At 72.7% G+C, this 13752-nt stretch carries 12 protein-coding genes; 5 read left to right on the top strand and 7 right to left on the bottom strand.

What is annotated here, in order from left to right; genetic code table 11:
* The first annotated feature begins 4 nt into the window (after window positions 1-4).
* Window positions 5-895 (top strand): cobalamin biosynthesis protein CobD/CbiB, encoded by an 891-nt coding sequence (locus QRX60_RS05485; RefSeq protein ID WP_285999709.1) that lies wholly within the window; start codon window positions 5-7, stop codon window positions 893-895.
* A 1-nt stretch (window position 896) separates the two neighbouring features.
* Here QRX60_RS05485 and QRX60_RS05480 read toward each other — a convergent pair whose 3' ends face one another.
* The 4 genes from QRX60_RS05480 to QRX60_RS05465 form a co-directional block, all read right to left on the bottom strand.
* Entirely contained in the window at window positions 897-1514 is a 618-nt protein-coding gene (locus QRX60_RS05480) for an FMN-binding negative transcriptional regulator (protein ID WP_285999708.1), read from the bottom strand.
* A 53-nt stretch (window positions 1515-1567) separates the two neighbouring features.
* Complete coding sequence (locus tag QRX60_RS05475) at window positions 1568-2404, bottom strand: SURF1 family cytochrome oxidase biogenesis protein (protein ID WP_285999707.1); 837 nt, start codon at window positions 2402-2404, stop codon at window positions 1568-1570.
* A gap of 60 nt (window positions 2405-2464) precedes the next feature.
* Window positions 2465-2926: a low molecular weight protein-tyrosine-phosphatase gene (locus tag QRX60_RS05470; RefSeq protein ID WP_285999706.1), complete on the bottom strand. Its 462-nt coding sequence runs from the start codon at window positions 2924-2926 to the stop codon at window positions 2465-2467.
* A gap of 229 nt (window positions 2927-3155) precedes the next feature.
* A complete protein-coding gene (locus QRX60_RS05465) occupies window positions 3156-3713 on the bottom strand; it encodes a chorismate mutase (protein WP_285999705.1) in 558 nt (185 codons plus the stop codon).
* 31 nt (window positions 3714-3744) lie between these two features.
* On the opposite strand from QRX60_RS05465, the gene QRX60_RS05460 reads away from it, so the two are divergent.
* The 4 genes from QRX60_RS05460 to QRX60_RS05445 all read left to right on the top strand — a co-directional run bounded on the left by QRX60_RS05460 (window position 3745) and on the right by QRX60_RS05445 (window position 8351).
* Window positions 3745-4566, top strand: coding sequence for a Nif3-like dinuclear metal center hexameric protein (locus QRX60_RS05460; RefSeq protein WP_285999704.1), 822 nt, complete (start codon window positions 3745-3747; stop codon window positions 4564-4566).
* Window positions 4567-4575: 9 nt separating this feature from the next.
* Complete coding sequence (locus QRX60_RS05455) at window positions 4576-5313, top strand: zinc ribbon domain-containing protein (protein WP_285999703.1); 738 nt, start codon at window positions 4576-4578, stop codon at window positions 5311-5313.
* Window positions 5310-6428: a bifunctional RNase H/acid phosphatase gene (locus QRX60_RS05450; RefSeq protein ID WP_285999702.1), complete on the top strand. Its 1119-nt coding sequence runs from the start codon at window positions 5310-5312 to the stop codon at window positions 6426-6428. Before QRX60_RS05455 ends, QRX60_RS05450 begins: the two co-directional genes overlap by 4 nt.
* Before the next feature lie 183 nt (window positions 6429-6611).
* Window positions 6612-8351, top strand: a complete 1740-nt coding sequence (locus tag QRX60_RS05445; RefSeq protein WP_285999701.1) for a hypothetical protein — start codon at window positions 6612-6614, stop codon at window positions 8349-8351.
* A gap of 107 nt (window positions 8352-8458) precedes the next feature.
* Here QRX60_RS05445 and QRX60_RS05440 read toward each other — a convergent pair whose 3' ends face one another.
* From QRX60_RS05440 to QRX60_RS05430, 3 genes are all read right to left on the bottom strand, one after another.
* Entirely contained in the window at window positions 8459-9700 is a 1242-nt protein-coding gene (locus QRX60_RS05440) for an SLC13 family permease (protein WP_285999700.1), read from the bottom strand.
* An 80-nt stretch (window positions 9701-9780) separates the two neighbouring features.
* Complete coding sequence (gene sfnG / locus QRX60_RS05435) at window positions 9781-10893, bottom strand: dimethylsulfone monooxygenase SfnG (protein ID WP_285999699.1); 1113 nt, start codon at window positions 10891-10893, stop codon at window positions 9781-9783.
* 57 nt (window positions 10894-10950) lie between these two features.
* The gene (locus QRX60_RS05430; protein ID WP_285999698.1) at window positions 10951-13731 is read right to left on the bottom strand and encodes a LuxR C-terminal-related transcriptional regulator; all 2781 of its coding nucleotides are present in this window, start codon (window positions 13729-13731) and stop codon (window positions 10951-10953) included.
* Between the last annotated feature and the right edge of the window lie 21 nt (window positions 13732-13752).

The following is a 13752-nucleotide window of genomic DNA, read 5'->3' as shown; positions in this document are numbered from 1 at the left end:
ACGGGTGAGCGCGGCGCGCGCGATCGGACTGGTGTTGGGCGTGGCGGCCGACGGCGCCCTCGGCGACCCGCGCCGGCGGCCCCCGGTGACGGCGTTCCGCCGCCTCGCGCCGGGCCCGGGCTTCGCGGTCGCGGGCGCCGCGGTGGCCGGCGGGCTGCTGCTCGAACGCGCCGGCCGCGGCCGCCCGCTGGTGCAGGCATCGGCGACGGCGGTGACGACGTGGGCGGTGCTCGGCGCGGCCGGCCTGGCCCTGCAGGGCATGGAGCTGGCGCGCGACCTCGAGGAGTCCCACTTCGACCCGGCCCGCGAGACGCTGTCCGAGCTGGACCCGAGAGTGGCCGACAGCCTGGATCTGGTGGGGCTTTCGCGGGCGTCGGTGGAGACGTTGGCGGAGAACACTTCCGACACGGTCGTCGCGCCCCTGATCTGGGGCGCGGTGGCCGGGGTGCCGGGCCTGCTCGGCGCGCGGGCGGTGAGCCTGCTCCGCCGGGCGCGCATCGGGCGGCCGGGCCACTGGGCGATCGACCGGCTGGACGAGCTGGTCCACCTGGTCCCGACCCGGGTGGCGGCGGGCCTCACGGTGCTGGCGGCCCCGGTGGTCGGCGGCTCGGCGGGCGGCGCCTGGCGGGCGTGGCGCCGCGACACGATCGCCCACCCGAGCCCGAACGCCGGCCGGGTCGAGGCGGCGTTCGCGGGCGCGCTGGAGGTCCGCGTCGGCGGGCGGACGGTTTACCCGCACGGGGTGGCGGAGCTGCCGGTGCTGGGGGTCGGCCGGAACCCGGACGCGGGACACGTGACGCGGGCGGTGGAGCTGTCCCGGGTGGTCGGATGGCTGGCCGGGATGACGTCGGTGGTCCTCGCGGTGGTCGCGGGCCTTTGGCGCCGGTCGCGCTGACTCAGCCGCGGCGCCGCAACCGGGCCGAAGCCTCTTCGTCGAGCCGGCCACCGCGGTCCTGCAACCGGGCACCGATCCGCTCCCGGTCCTCGGCCGTCTTGTTGCCCCCGAACTTGAACTTCGCCCGGACCCCGGTGATCGTGAACTCGATCCCGCGGATCCCCGGCAGCAACCGCCGGTCCGGGGACTCCGGAGCGGCACTCACGGGCGCCCGCGCCCCGTCCGGCTCGAAGTGCCGCAACTGCTTCTCCAGCAACGCTGCCTTCGCCGCGGGCTCGTCGACCAGCCGCACGTCCCCTTCGAGCTGCACCGTCGCGTAGTACGACGTCGGGACCCCGAACGCCGGATCCGCGGTCGTGTTCCAGTCCGCGCGGATGTACGTGTAGTCGTCGACCACCGTCAGCAGCGCTCGCGGGTGCTCCTCCAGCAGCGGCCAGATCGGGTTCGGCCGCGCCAGGTGCGTCACGACCGTGCGGTCGCCGTCGAAGGCGAAGTGCGCCGGGGTCACCACCGGCAGGTCGCGGCCCGCGCCGCCGGCGATCAGCTGGCCGAAGTCGTGCCCGGACAGCCACTCCCGCCACTCGGCGTCCTCGGCGGCGTCCCACGGGTGGATCAGCATGACCCGAGTATCGCCACCGCAAGTGGCACTACCAAAGGGCCATTATGACGCTATTACTGATGGCCACTTTCGGCGAGCTCGTCCTCGGCCAGGATCTCGGAGACGGACTTCCGGCGCGTCCCGGACGCCGCCGGCTCCCCGGTGACCAGCGCGCCACCCGGCTTCAGCTCACGCACGGTGAAGTACAGCCAGCCCAGCAGTGCCATCGCGCCGAACGCGATCCACTGCAGCGCGTACGACAGGAACGGCCCCGAATCGGTCTGCGGCAGCGGCAGCGCGCCCAGCACGCCGGGCTGGCCGGTGTCGAGCTGGAAGTACCCCGGCCGGATGTCGAGCTTCCCCGCCCGCGCGACCACCCGCGAGTCGACGACGTAGCTCTGGAGCTGCCCGCCGGTCGACGCGTCGGCGAACGCGTCCCGGTTCTTCGGGTCCGTCTCGTCGGCGCGGACCCGCGCGGTCACCTGGACGGTCCCGGCCGGCGGCGGCGCGTACGGCAGCGCGCCGGACTTGCTGTCGAGCCGGACGTACCCGCGGTCGACCAGGACGATCGTGCCGTCCGTGGTCCGCATCGGCGTCAGCACCTCGAAGGCGCCTTCGCCCTGGACCGTCCGCAGCCGCGCGACGACTTCCTTGTCCGCCAGGTACTGCCCGGTGATCGAGACGAGGTGCCATTCCGTGTGCTGGTCCGGCGCGCTCCCCGGCGGCAGCAGCTGCGCCAGCGGCAGCGGCGGTGCGGTGAACGACGCCTCCAGCGCGGAGTTCTGCTGCTCGCGTTCGGCGTTGCGGCTGAACTGCCACGGTGAAAGCAGCGTGAAGCAGCAGATGGCGAAGGCGAACACCACCGCCGTCAGAGCCAGCCACCCGGGCTTGAGCAGGAACCGCAACCGCACCCCACCACGGTAGGCCGTGCCCCGTCCGGGCCGCCCGCCGACCTCCGTCACCTGTGATTTCTACCCGCGCGAACGCACCCAATCCAGCAAACCGGGCACCGAGCGTTCGATCATGCCGAGGACGTCCTCGAAGCCGTCGTCACCGCCGTAGTAGGGGTCCGGAACTTCGGCGCCTTCGGGGGCCGACGGGTCGAACGACCGCAGCAGCCGCACTTTCGCGGGATCGCCGACCCGGGAGCGCAGGAACTCCGCGTGCCCTTCGTCGGCGGCCAGCAGCAGATCCGCACCGAGGTCTTCGTCCGAGACCTCGGAGGCGACGTGCTCGGTGGGATAGCCGTGCGCCTTCAGCGTGGCACGGGCGCGCTTGTCGGCGGGTTCCCCGGCGTGCCAGGGCCCGGTGCCGGCACTGGCCACGCGGACGGCGTCGCGGAGGCCGGCGTCGTCGAGGCGCGAGCGGAACACGAGTTCGGCCATCGGGGAGCGGCAGATGTTGCCGGAGCAGACGAAGACGAGGTGCGTCACGTCGCGAGCGTAACCGGCCGGTTCACCCGGTCACCCGCTCGCTCGGCGGTACCCGCTGCCCCGCGCGGCCACTTAGCGTCGTTCCCGCGAGGACGCGAACCGGAAGGAGAGCGATCATGCACGGGTGCTGTTCGAAGTGCACCGGTCAGGGCTGCGGCTGCTGCGGCAACTGCAACTGACGCTCCACCCGGCGCTCGCGGCGGCGGGGGTGCCCGCCGCCGGAGCGCCCCTAACGGGTGAGGCACGTCGCCGAGGTCGCCTCACCCAGGGCCCGCACGTGGAGGACGTCGAACCGGTGCACCACGTCCGCCGCTCCGGCCGCCACCAGCCGGCGAGCCGGGCACGAACGGGACGCCCGCAGCGGCGAGGTCGACGCCAGCTCCGTCAGCAGCCCCGTGTTCAGCCGGTCGATCACCGGGCGGATCCCGCCCAGGTCGGGCCGCGTCGCCGGGACCTCCGACGGGTGCGCGTCCCAGCGCGCGTAGAGCCCCCGCTGGACCACCTTGTTCGCCTCGATCTGGGCGCGGAAGAACCGCACCGCGTCCGCCGGGTCGAGACCCAGCTCCGGCGCCCGCGCCGCCACCGAGTCGTAGATCTGCTGCTCCCGCACCGGGTCGTCGATCGGGGACGGCGTGCCGTACTTCGCCGCCGCCACCTGGTCGGCGATGGCGACGCGCTGCGCCGCCAGGTCCGTCAGCTGCCAGAGCGACGACGCCGAAGCCGAGGCCGGGACCGAAGCCAGGACCAGGCCGGACACCACCGCCACCACCACAGCCAGTACTCGCATGGCCCGCGACCGTACATGCGAAGATCCCCGGGTGCCCGCGCTTTCCGAAATCCTCACCGTCCTGGAGCAGGCCTACCCGCCCGCGCTCGCCGAGTCGTGGGACGCCGTCGGCCTCGTCTGCGGCGACCCGGCCGAGCCCGTCACGCGCGTGCTGTTCTGCGTCGACCCGGTCGCCGAGACCGTCGACGAAGCCGCCGACCTCGGCGCGCAGCTGATCGTCGCGCACCACCCGCTGCTGCTGCGCGGCGTGCACGGCGTCCCCGCCGACACCGCCAAGGGCTCGCTGGTGCACCGGATGATCCGCGCCGGCATCGCCCTCTACTGCGCGCACACCAACGCCGACTCCGCCGACCCGGGTGTCTCGGACGCCCTCGCCGCGGCGATCGGGCTGCGCGTGACCGGGCCGCTGGCGCCCAACGAAGACGGCGTCACCGGCATCGGCCGCATCGGGGAGCTGCCCGAGGCCGAGGCGTTCGCGACGTTCGTCCAGCGCGTCGCCGACGCCCTCCCGCCGACCGTGCCCGGCGTGCTCGGCGCGGGCGACCTGGACCGCCCGATCCGCACCGTCGCCGTGTCCGGCGGGGCCGGGGACTCCTACCTGAAGCAGGCCACCGCGGCCGGCGTCGACGCCTACGTCACCGCCGACCTGCGGCATCACCCCGCCGGCGAGCACCTCGCGAACCCGGGCCCGGTGCCCGCCCTGGTCGGGCTGACCCACTGGGCCAGCGAATGGCCCTGGTGCGGGCAAGCCTCGGCGGTCGTCGCCGACGCCTTTGCGGGTAACGTCGACGTTCACGTCTCCACGCGGTGCACCGACCCGTGGAACGTCCGCGCCGAGCGCACATCGATTTAGAGGAGCACCGTGAAGGCCGAACCCGCCGTGCAGCGCCAGTTGCTCGAGCTCGCCAAGGTGGACGCCGAGCTCTCGCGCACCGCACACCGCCGCCGCACCCTGCCCGAACTGGCCGAGATCGACGCGGGGGAGAAGACCGCCCGCGAGCGCCGCGACGCGCTCGTGTCCGTGGAGACCGCCGCGTCCGACCTCGACCGCGAGATCGCCCGGCAGGAGAAGGAGATCGAGTCGGTGCGCGCCCGCGAGGACCGCGACCGCAAGCTCCTGGCGTCCGGGTCGGTCAACTCGAAGCAGATGACCGACATCGAGCACGAGCTGCAGACCCTGCAGCGCCGCCAGAGCGCGCTCGAGGACGACCTGCTGGAGCTGATGGAACAGCGCGAGGCCCTCGGCATGGACGCGCAGCGCACCGGCGCAGAGGTCGACAAGGCCGAGAGCGAGGTGGCCGCCGCGATCGCCCGCCGCGACGAGGCGTTCAAGGACCTCGACACGATCCGCGCGCGCCGCGACGAAGACCGCGCGAAGCTGCTGCCGCGCTTCCCGGAGCCGCTGCTCAAGCTGTACGAGCGCGTCCGCGAGCACAAGGGCATCGGCGCCGCGCTGCTGCGCGCCCGCCGCTGCGGCGCGTGCCAGCTGGAGATGGACCGCAACACGATCGCCGAGATCAAGGCCGCGCCGGAGGACGACGTCATCCAGTGCGAGAACTGCGGTGCCGTCCTCGTCCGGACCATGGAGTCGGGTCTGTGACCGAGCACGTCGTCGTCGAAGCCGACGGGGGTTCGCGGGGCAACCCGGGCCCGGCCGGCTACGGCGCTGTCGTCAAGGACGCCGCCACCGGCGACGTCCTGGCCGAGCGGAAGGAAAGCCTCGGCGTCGTCACCAACAACGTCGCCGAGTACAACGGCCTGATCGCCGGGCTGGCCGCCGCGGCCGAGCTCGGAGCGTCCACTGTGGACGTCCGGATGGACTCGAAGCTCGTCGTGGAGCAGATGTCCGGGCGCTGGAAGATCAAGCACCCGGACATGCAGCCGCTGGCCGAACGGGCGAAGGAGCTGGCCGCCGGCTTCTCCCGCGTCAAGTACGCGTGGATTCCGCGGGCCGAGAACTCGCACGCCGACCGGCTGGCCAACGAGGCGATGGACGCGGCCGCAGGCAAGCCCGTCGCCGCCGCGCCGAAACTGCCGACCCGCCGGCCCGACCGCGCGACCGTGGCCTGGACCGGCGCCCGCGGCACGCCGACCCGGCTGCTCCTGCTGCGCCACGGCCAGACGGAGATGTCGGCGCTGCGCCGCTACTCCGGCCGGGGCGACGTCCCACTGACCGAGCTGGGCCGGGCGCAGGCCGCCGCGGCGGCGAAGCGGCTGGCCGCGATGGAGGGCCTGGTCGTCGACGGCGAGGCCGTCCCGATCATCTCCTCGCCGCTCACCCGCACGAAGCAGACCGCGCAGGCCGTGGCCGACGCGCTCGGCGGCCGCGTCGAGACCCACCCCGGCCTCATCGAGACCGACTTCGGTGAGTGGGAGGGCCTGACGTTCGCCGAAGCGGCCGAGCGCGATCCCGAACTGCACCGTTCGTGGCTGGGCGACAGCTCGGTGCCGCCGCCCGGCGGGGAGAGCTTCGACGTCGTGCACCGGCGCGTCCGCAAGGCTCGGGACGAGCTCATCGCCGAGCACGGCGGCCGGACGTTGGTGCTGGTCAGCCACGTGACGCCGATCAAGACACTGCTCCGGATGGGGCTCGACGCCGGCCCGCAGCTGCTGTTTCGGCTGCACCTGGATCTGGCGTCGCTGTCGATCGTCGAGTTCTACCCGGACGGGAACGCTTCGGTCCGGCTGGTCAACGACACATCACACCTGGCCTGACGGACGAAATGTGGGGTGGATCACCCTCAATGCCGACGCGTGGCGGACCCCCGATGGGGTATTGGCTACAGTGTCTCGACCGCGACGCCGCGGCGGTGGGCCCGGCCTCGGGCTCACTTCATGGGGCGCCAGCTCGTGCGCATCCCACCGGCAGAGGCCTGCGGGCGGAACAGTGACGAGGACATGACGGCTAGCGCACTCAGCGAGACTTCTCAGAGCGACGTCCCCGACGACCCCGTGGCGACCACCACCCGGGGCTGGGGCGCGCGCCTGGCGCCGGTGCTGGCCGTCCTCGCCGGAATGGCCGCCGTCGCGGTGCACGCCGCCCGCTACGGCCACTGGATCGTCGACGACGCCGCCATCACCTTCTCCTACGCCCGCAGCTTCGCCGACGGCCTCGGCCCGGTGCTGCAGCCGGGCGCCCCGCCGGTCGAGGGCTTCTCCGACCCGACGTGGATGGTGCTGCTCGGGGCCGGCAAGCTCGTCGGCCTCTTCGACCACGGCCTGCTGTTCGGTCTCCCGGACTACGTGCTGTTCCCGAAGGCGCTGGGCCTGCTCTTCACCGGCGGCATCCTGACGGCGGCCCACATCGCCGCGAAGCAGATCTTCACGCGCTTCGCCTGGCTGGCCACGCTGGTCGTCGGCCTGACGCTGGCGACGATCCCGTCGTTCGTCATCTGGGTCGTGTCGGGCCTGGAGAACTCGCTGTTCGCGTTCGCGGTCGTCACGCTGGCCGTGACGCTGTTCGTCGCGGTCAAGCGCGACAAGCTGCTGACGCCGAAGGTCGCGCTGTGGGCGGGCGTCATGGTCGCGTTCGCCGCGCTGACCCGCCCGGAAGGCCTGATCTACGCGGGCGCGTACCCGCTGGCCGCGCTGGTCCTGCTGCGCGGCGGCCTGTTCTGGAAGAGCTTCCGCCTGGCGCTGCTGTCGGTGGCGGCGTTCGCGGTGCCGTTCGGCGCGTACGTCGTCTGGCGGCACTCGGAGTTCGGGCGGCTGCTGGCCAACCCGTCGGTGGCCAAGCAGCAGGGGCTCCCCGGGTTCGACGCCCTGAAGCGGCCGTTCGAGCTGGCGGGCTACGCGGGCTGGGCCGGTGTGGTCCTGCTGGCGCTGGTGATCGTGTTCGCGCTGGTCAAGGCGCCGTGGCGGCGTCCGCTCATGGCGCTGCTGGTGCCGCTGGCGCTGGGGGTCATCGCCTACGGCGTGATGGTCGCCGACTGGATGTACCAGCACCGGTTCGCCAGCCCGATCTGGCCGCTGGCCGTCATCGCGGGCACGTTGTCGGCGGGCGAGCTGCTCAAGCACCGGCGGGCACTGCTGCGGATCGGCATCGTCGTGGTGCTGGTGGCGGCGTTCGTCCCGTCGGCGATCGGGTTCGCGCAGGCCGCGGACAAGTTCGCGAAGAACCCGAACATCACGGCGTGCCTGGTGGCGGACCGCTTCGGCCGCGGGTTCAACACGTACGCGGACATCCTGGGCATCCAGAAGGCGTCCCTGCTGCTGCCGGACCTCGGCGGTTCGTCGATGACGAGCCGGCTCGAGCTGGTCGACATGGCGGGCCTGGTCAACAAGCCGATCGCGGACCTGGTCCACGACAACGACCTGGCGGGCCTGCGCAACTACGTGTTCGACACGGTGAAGCCGACGTTCATCCACTCGTGGGGCCCCTGGGCGGCCGGCAACGGCATCGCGCTGGACCCGCGCCTGGACCGCGACTACGTCCTGATCTACAGCTCCCCGATCGAGGGGCTGCGCAACGGCGACTGGGTGCGCAAGGACGCGGTGACCGACCCGGCGAAGCTGAAGGCGGCACAGGACTACGCGGCGAAGACGATCCCGGCGGTGGCCGCGGACCGTTTCGGCGGCCCGTTGGACGACTGCGGGGCGACGATGAAGCCGGGCCAGACGCTCACGATGCCCGGCTGAGTCCGCATCTCGCGTGATTCGGGCCGTAACCCGCGTGATCGAAGCCGGAACTCGCGAGTTCCGGCTTCGATCACGTGAGATCCGGCTCCGATCACGCCGGTTGCGGGTTACGTCACCAGGCCCAGGCTGAGCCACAGGGCCACCGTCGCCGCGGCCAGGCACAGGGGAGTGGTGATCGCCCCCAGCGCGTGGAACGTCTTCGCCGAGGGGTGCTCGGGCAGCGTGCGGCGCCACAGCAGGGTCGCCAGCGAGCCCAGGTAGGTCGCGTTCGGGCCGATGTTGACGCCCAGCAGCACCGCCAGCAGCACCCCCGGCGCCGGGTGCGGGCCCAGCACCGACAGCAGGATCAGCGTCGCCGGGAGGTTGTTCACCAGGTTGGCCAGCAGGGCCGCCACCCCCGCCGCCACGAGCAGGTCGGTCAACGTCGTCGAGGTCGGCAGCACCGAGCGGAGCACGCCGCCGAGCAGGTGCTCCGAGACCGCCTCCACCACCACCGCCAGGCCCAGCACGAACAGGCACAGCTGCGGCGCGGCCTCGGTCACCAGCTGCCACGGCTTGATCGTGCCCATCGCCAGCGCCCGGACGCCCAGGATCAGCGCGGCCAGCGCGGCGATCCACACCGGCTCGACGTGGCCCAGCGGGCCCAGCGCGAAACCGGCCAGGGTCAGGCCCAGGATGACCAGCGCGAACTTCGGAGTCTCCAGGTGCTGCGACGGGGACGCCGTCTCGCGCGGGCGGAGGTCCGCGGCGAAGAACCGCAGGAACACCAGCAGCTCGAGGCCGATGGTGACCAGCCACGACAACGCCATGGCCGCCGTGAACGCGGCGAACGTCAGGCCCGAGACGCCGAAGGCCAGCAGGTTCGTCAGGTTCGACACCGGCAGCAGCGTCGACGCCGAGTTCGCCAGGTGCGCGCACGCGTACACGTGCGGCCGGGCCGGCAGGCGCAGGCTCGTCGCCGTCGCCAGGACCACCGGGGTGAGCAGGACGACCGTGGCGTCCAGGCTGAGGATCGCGGTCACCCCGGCCGCGGCGGCGAAGGTGAGCACGAGCAGCCGCCGCGGCTTCCCGTGGCACGCCTCCGCCAGCCGGTTGCCGAGCCAGGTGAACACCCCGTCGACACTGGCCAAAAAGGACAAAAGCAGGATCGCGGCCAGGAAGCCCAGCGTCGGCAGGATCTCGACGGCCCGGTGCCCGGCCGCTTCCGGCCGCACGAGGCCGAGCAGGAGCGCGAGGCCCGCCGCGGGCACCGCTGCCACCGCTTCCGGCCAGCCCCGCGGCCGCACGATCGCGAAGACCAGCACCGCGGCCAGCAGTGCCAGGCTGCCTGCCCCTGCCCAGAAGTTCACCGGCTCACGCTAATCGTCCACCGGTTTTGTCGGTGCACTCGGGTAGCGTGGAAGACGAGGGGCGCCCCCGCAGGCAGGGGTCAGACCCCGAGCGGCTCCGGAGTCGCGGCACCCCGCGCCAGGTCCTGCTCCTTCGCCCGGATCACCGGCAGCACGTGCTTGCCGAAGTGCTCGACGTCCTCGAGGTAGTGCAGGAACCCGAGGAGCAACAGCGACGCGCCGCGCTTCTTGTACTCGATCGCCCGGTCGGCGATCTGCTCCGGGGTGCCGATCAGCTTCGTGCGGAAGCCGTCGTTGTACTGCACGAGGTCCTCGAACTCCGAGTCGGCCCACATGCCTTTCGAGTCCGAAGTGGACTTCCCGGCCTGGGCGACGGCCGACCGGAACCCTTCGACCGCCTCGACGTTCGCCTTCGCGACGATCTCCTGCAGGACTGCGCGAGCCTCGCTCTCCGACTCGCGGGCGATGACGAACCCGTTCAGTCCGAAACGGACGGTCCGCGCATGCGAAGCAGCGTACCCGCGGACCTCCGAAACCTGCTCGCTGAAGCCGTCGAAGTCCTTGCCGTTGCTGAAGTACCAGTCCGAGACGCTGCCCGCCAGCTTGCGCGCCGCCGTCGAGTTGCCACCCTGGAAGATCTCCGGGTGCGGCGCGGCGACCGGCTTCGGCTTGATGTCGAAGTCGTGGATCCGGTAGAAGTCGCCGCGGAACTCCGCGTGGTCGTTCGTCCACAGCTCGCGCAGGACGCGGATGAACTCCTCGGACCGCCGGTAGCGCTCGTCGTGCTCCAGCCACGGTTCGCCCAAGCCGGTGAACTCGCCCTTGAACCAGCCGCTCACCACGTTCACCGCCGCGCGGCCGCCCGAAATCACGTCGGCGCTCGCGATGAACTTCGCCAGCACACCGGGGTGCCACAGTCCCGGGTGGACGGCCGCGATCACCTTGAGCCGCTGCGTCGCGAGCAGCAACGCCAGGCTGAAGCCGGTCGACTCGTGCTGGTACGCCGCGCCGTAGCTGGCCGTGTAGCGCACCTGCGAGAGCGCGTACTCGAACCCGCTGTTCTCGGCGAGGACCGCCAGCTCCTTGTTGTACTCGTAACCCCAGTCCGTCCGCTGTTCGATGTCGGACGTGACGAGGCCACCGCTCACGTTCGGGACCCAGTAGGCGAATTTCAACGGCTCTTCGAGCGACATGGCCCGAGTAGAGCAACGACGCCGGGGACGGTCAACGCGCGTCCACGCGGTGGGAACTCACCCGCCGCGCTGGGATTTGGCCAGTGCGCCACCGAGTTCCGCGCGGCCGGGGATGCCGAGCTTGCGGTACGCCCCCGACAGGTGCAGCTCCACGGTCCGCCGCGTGAGGTGCAGCGCGGTCGCGATCTCCCGGTTCGTCAGCCCCTGCGCGGCCATGACCGCGATGCGATTTTCCTGCCGCGTCAAGCCGTGCTCGTTGTCCTTGGCCGGCGTGAGCGCCCGCCGCGCCGAACGCAGTTCCTCCGCCGCGCGCCGCGCCAGCGGACGCGCGCCGCAGTGCTCGCTCAGCTCCACCGCCTGCCGCAGCGTCTCGATGGCCTTCTCGGACTGTCCGTGCCGGGCGTGCAGCGTGCCCAGCTCGGTCAGCGCCGTCGCCAGCTGGAGGCGGGCCGGGGACGAGCGCAGGGTCGTGATCGCCTTGTTCAGCGCCCGCTCGGCTTCGTCGTCCTCGCGGACGAGGCCGAGCGTCGTCAGCGCCGTGCCCAGCGGCCGGGCCGCGCCCCAGCGCGTCGAGGCGATCAGGTCCTCTTCGGCCAGCCGGGCCGCGTCGTCGGCCTGGCCCAGCGCCAGCGCCGCACGGGCCGCGTGCGCGCGCCACGGCACGAAACCCGGGAACCGCATGCCGTGGTGCGCGAGCCGGCGCCCGCAGCTGAGCAGGTCTTCGAACCCGAAGCGCGTGTACCCCGTCGCGACGCGCAGGCGGCCACGCGCGTACAGGAGGTAGGTGTGGGTGAACAGGCCCTGGCTGGCGACGAAGTCCATCCGGTCCAGCAGCGACGTCGCCGCCTCGAACCGGCCCAGGTCCACCCAGCACTCGACGAGCTTGGCCGCGCACAGCACGCCGACCGGGCACGTGGTCGTCCCGCCGCGCTCGTCGAAGCGGCGCAGCAGCGACTCGAAGTGGACGCTCGCCCGCTGCAGGTCACCGCTGGCCTGCAGCGCGATCCCGCGGGCCAGCGTCGGCAGCGCACCGTGCGGCACGTGGACGTCCCACGGTTCGCGCTCGACGTCGAGGACCCGGCACAGCCGGTCGACGTGCGCCGGCTCGTCGGCGAGCACCGAAGTGGCGAGGGTGAAGAAGTAGTGCTGCTCGAACAGCTCGCCGTCGTCGCCGGTCATCGCGTCGGCGAAGTGCGCGACGGCGTCCTGCGCCGAATCGCCGTTGCGGACGGCGTCGAGCGCCAGCAGGGCCGACCGGCTGCGCTGCGCCGCCGGGTCGGTCAGCGGCGCCCACTGCTCCTCGAAGTCGCGGAACTCCGGCGGCGGGCCGAGCCGGCTGCCGGCCTCGGCGAGGTAGGTCATGCACAGCAGTGGCCACACGGCGTCCGGGCCGCCGGCGTCGAGCCGCGCCGCGATCTGGCCCGCTGCGCTGATCGCGAGCCGCGCGTCCTGGCCGCCGCAGAGCGACAGCAGCATCGCCGACGCGATGAACGCGGCCGTGTCGCGGTTGCCGATGGTGTCGACGGCCTCCCGCACCCGCTGCGCGGCGGCGGGCGGGTCGACCTGGAACTCCGCGTGCGCCAGCTGCAGCAGCACGGCCACCCGGCGGCCCGACGTCAGCCGCTCTTCCAGCGCCCGCCGCAGGAACCGCGCGCCCAGCTCGGGGCGGCCGGAGAACACGGCGTTGCGCGCGCTCAGCCGCAGCACGTCCACGCCCCACGGGATCCGGATCGACGTCGCTTCGAGCAGGTGCGCGGCGACGCGCTCGGCCGGTGCGCCGGTCTCCGACAGCAGCTTGGCCGCTCGCGCGTGGTTGACCGCGCGGGTGGTGCGCGGCATGTCCTTCAGCACGGAGTTGCGGACGAACGGCAAGGTCAGCGTCGGGCGGCCGCTGTTGTGCAGCAGGTGCAGCCGGACCATCGTGTCGATCGCCTGCAGCGCGTCGAGCTCGTCGACGCCGGCGAGCTGGGCCAGCAGGTCGAAGCCGGCGTCCTCGCCGAGGATCGCGGCCGCGTGCAGGATCGCCGGCGCGTGCGGGAACTCGTGCATCCGCGTGTGGAGCACCTGGCCGATCAGGGACGAGCCCAGCTCCTGCGGGTCCGCGCCGGGCAGCAGCCGCGGCCGCAGCGCGTTCAGCAGGTACGGGTTGCCGCCGGTCGCTTCGCGGCAGGCGGTGGCGAGCTCGCCCGGGGCGAGGCCCAGGATCTCCGCCGCGGCCGCGTCCCCGAGGCCGTTGAGGGTGATCGTCGCGGGCGTGCAGCCCGCCATCTCCAGCAGGGCCACGTCGCGGTGCGGCGGATGCCCGGTCAGCGTGGTGAGTATGATCAACACCGGCAGGTCGAGCACGCGGTGCCGGATGTAGGCGAGGCAGCGCATCGACCAGGCGTCGGCGAGGTGCACGTTGTCGATGCCGAGGAACAGCGGACCCCGCTCGGTCGCCTCGCGGACGATCCGGAAGAAGAGGTCGAGGGCTTCGCTCTCACCGGCCGGGCCGCACAGGTCGGAGACGGGCGGCCGCGGTGTGCCCGGCTCGTCCAGGGCGTCGGCCAGCTGGCGGGCGACCCCGCCGGGCAGGTGGCTCTCCAGCCGCGACCCGGTGGCGATCGCGACGGTGAAGCCGGCGTCCGCGGCCAGCGCCGCGGCGGTGTGCAGCGTGGCGCTCTTGCCCATGCCGAACTCGCCGACCAGCACCGCGCTCGCGGCCTTGCCGCCCAGCGCGAGGGGGAACAGGCTGGTCAGGCGACTGAGCTCGGGCTCGCGGCCGGGGAGCCGCGGGGCGGGGCGCTTCGGTACCGAAGCCCCGCTGACGGGATGCTCGGGATTTACTTCGGTATCCACCGTAAGGACTTTCATGTTGGG

It is taken from the genome of Amycolatopsis mongoliensis (assembly GCF_030285665.1).
Classification (GTDB): Bacteria; Actinomycetota; Actinomycetes; order Mycobacteriales; family Pseudonocardiaceae; genus Amycolatopsis; species Amycolatopsis mongoliensis.
The sequence above is the reverse complement of the archived record's forward strand: the minus strand, read 5'-3'. Positions and strand labels throughout refer to the sequence as shown.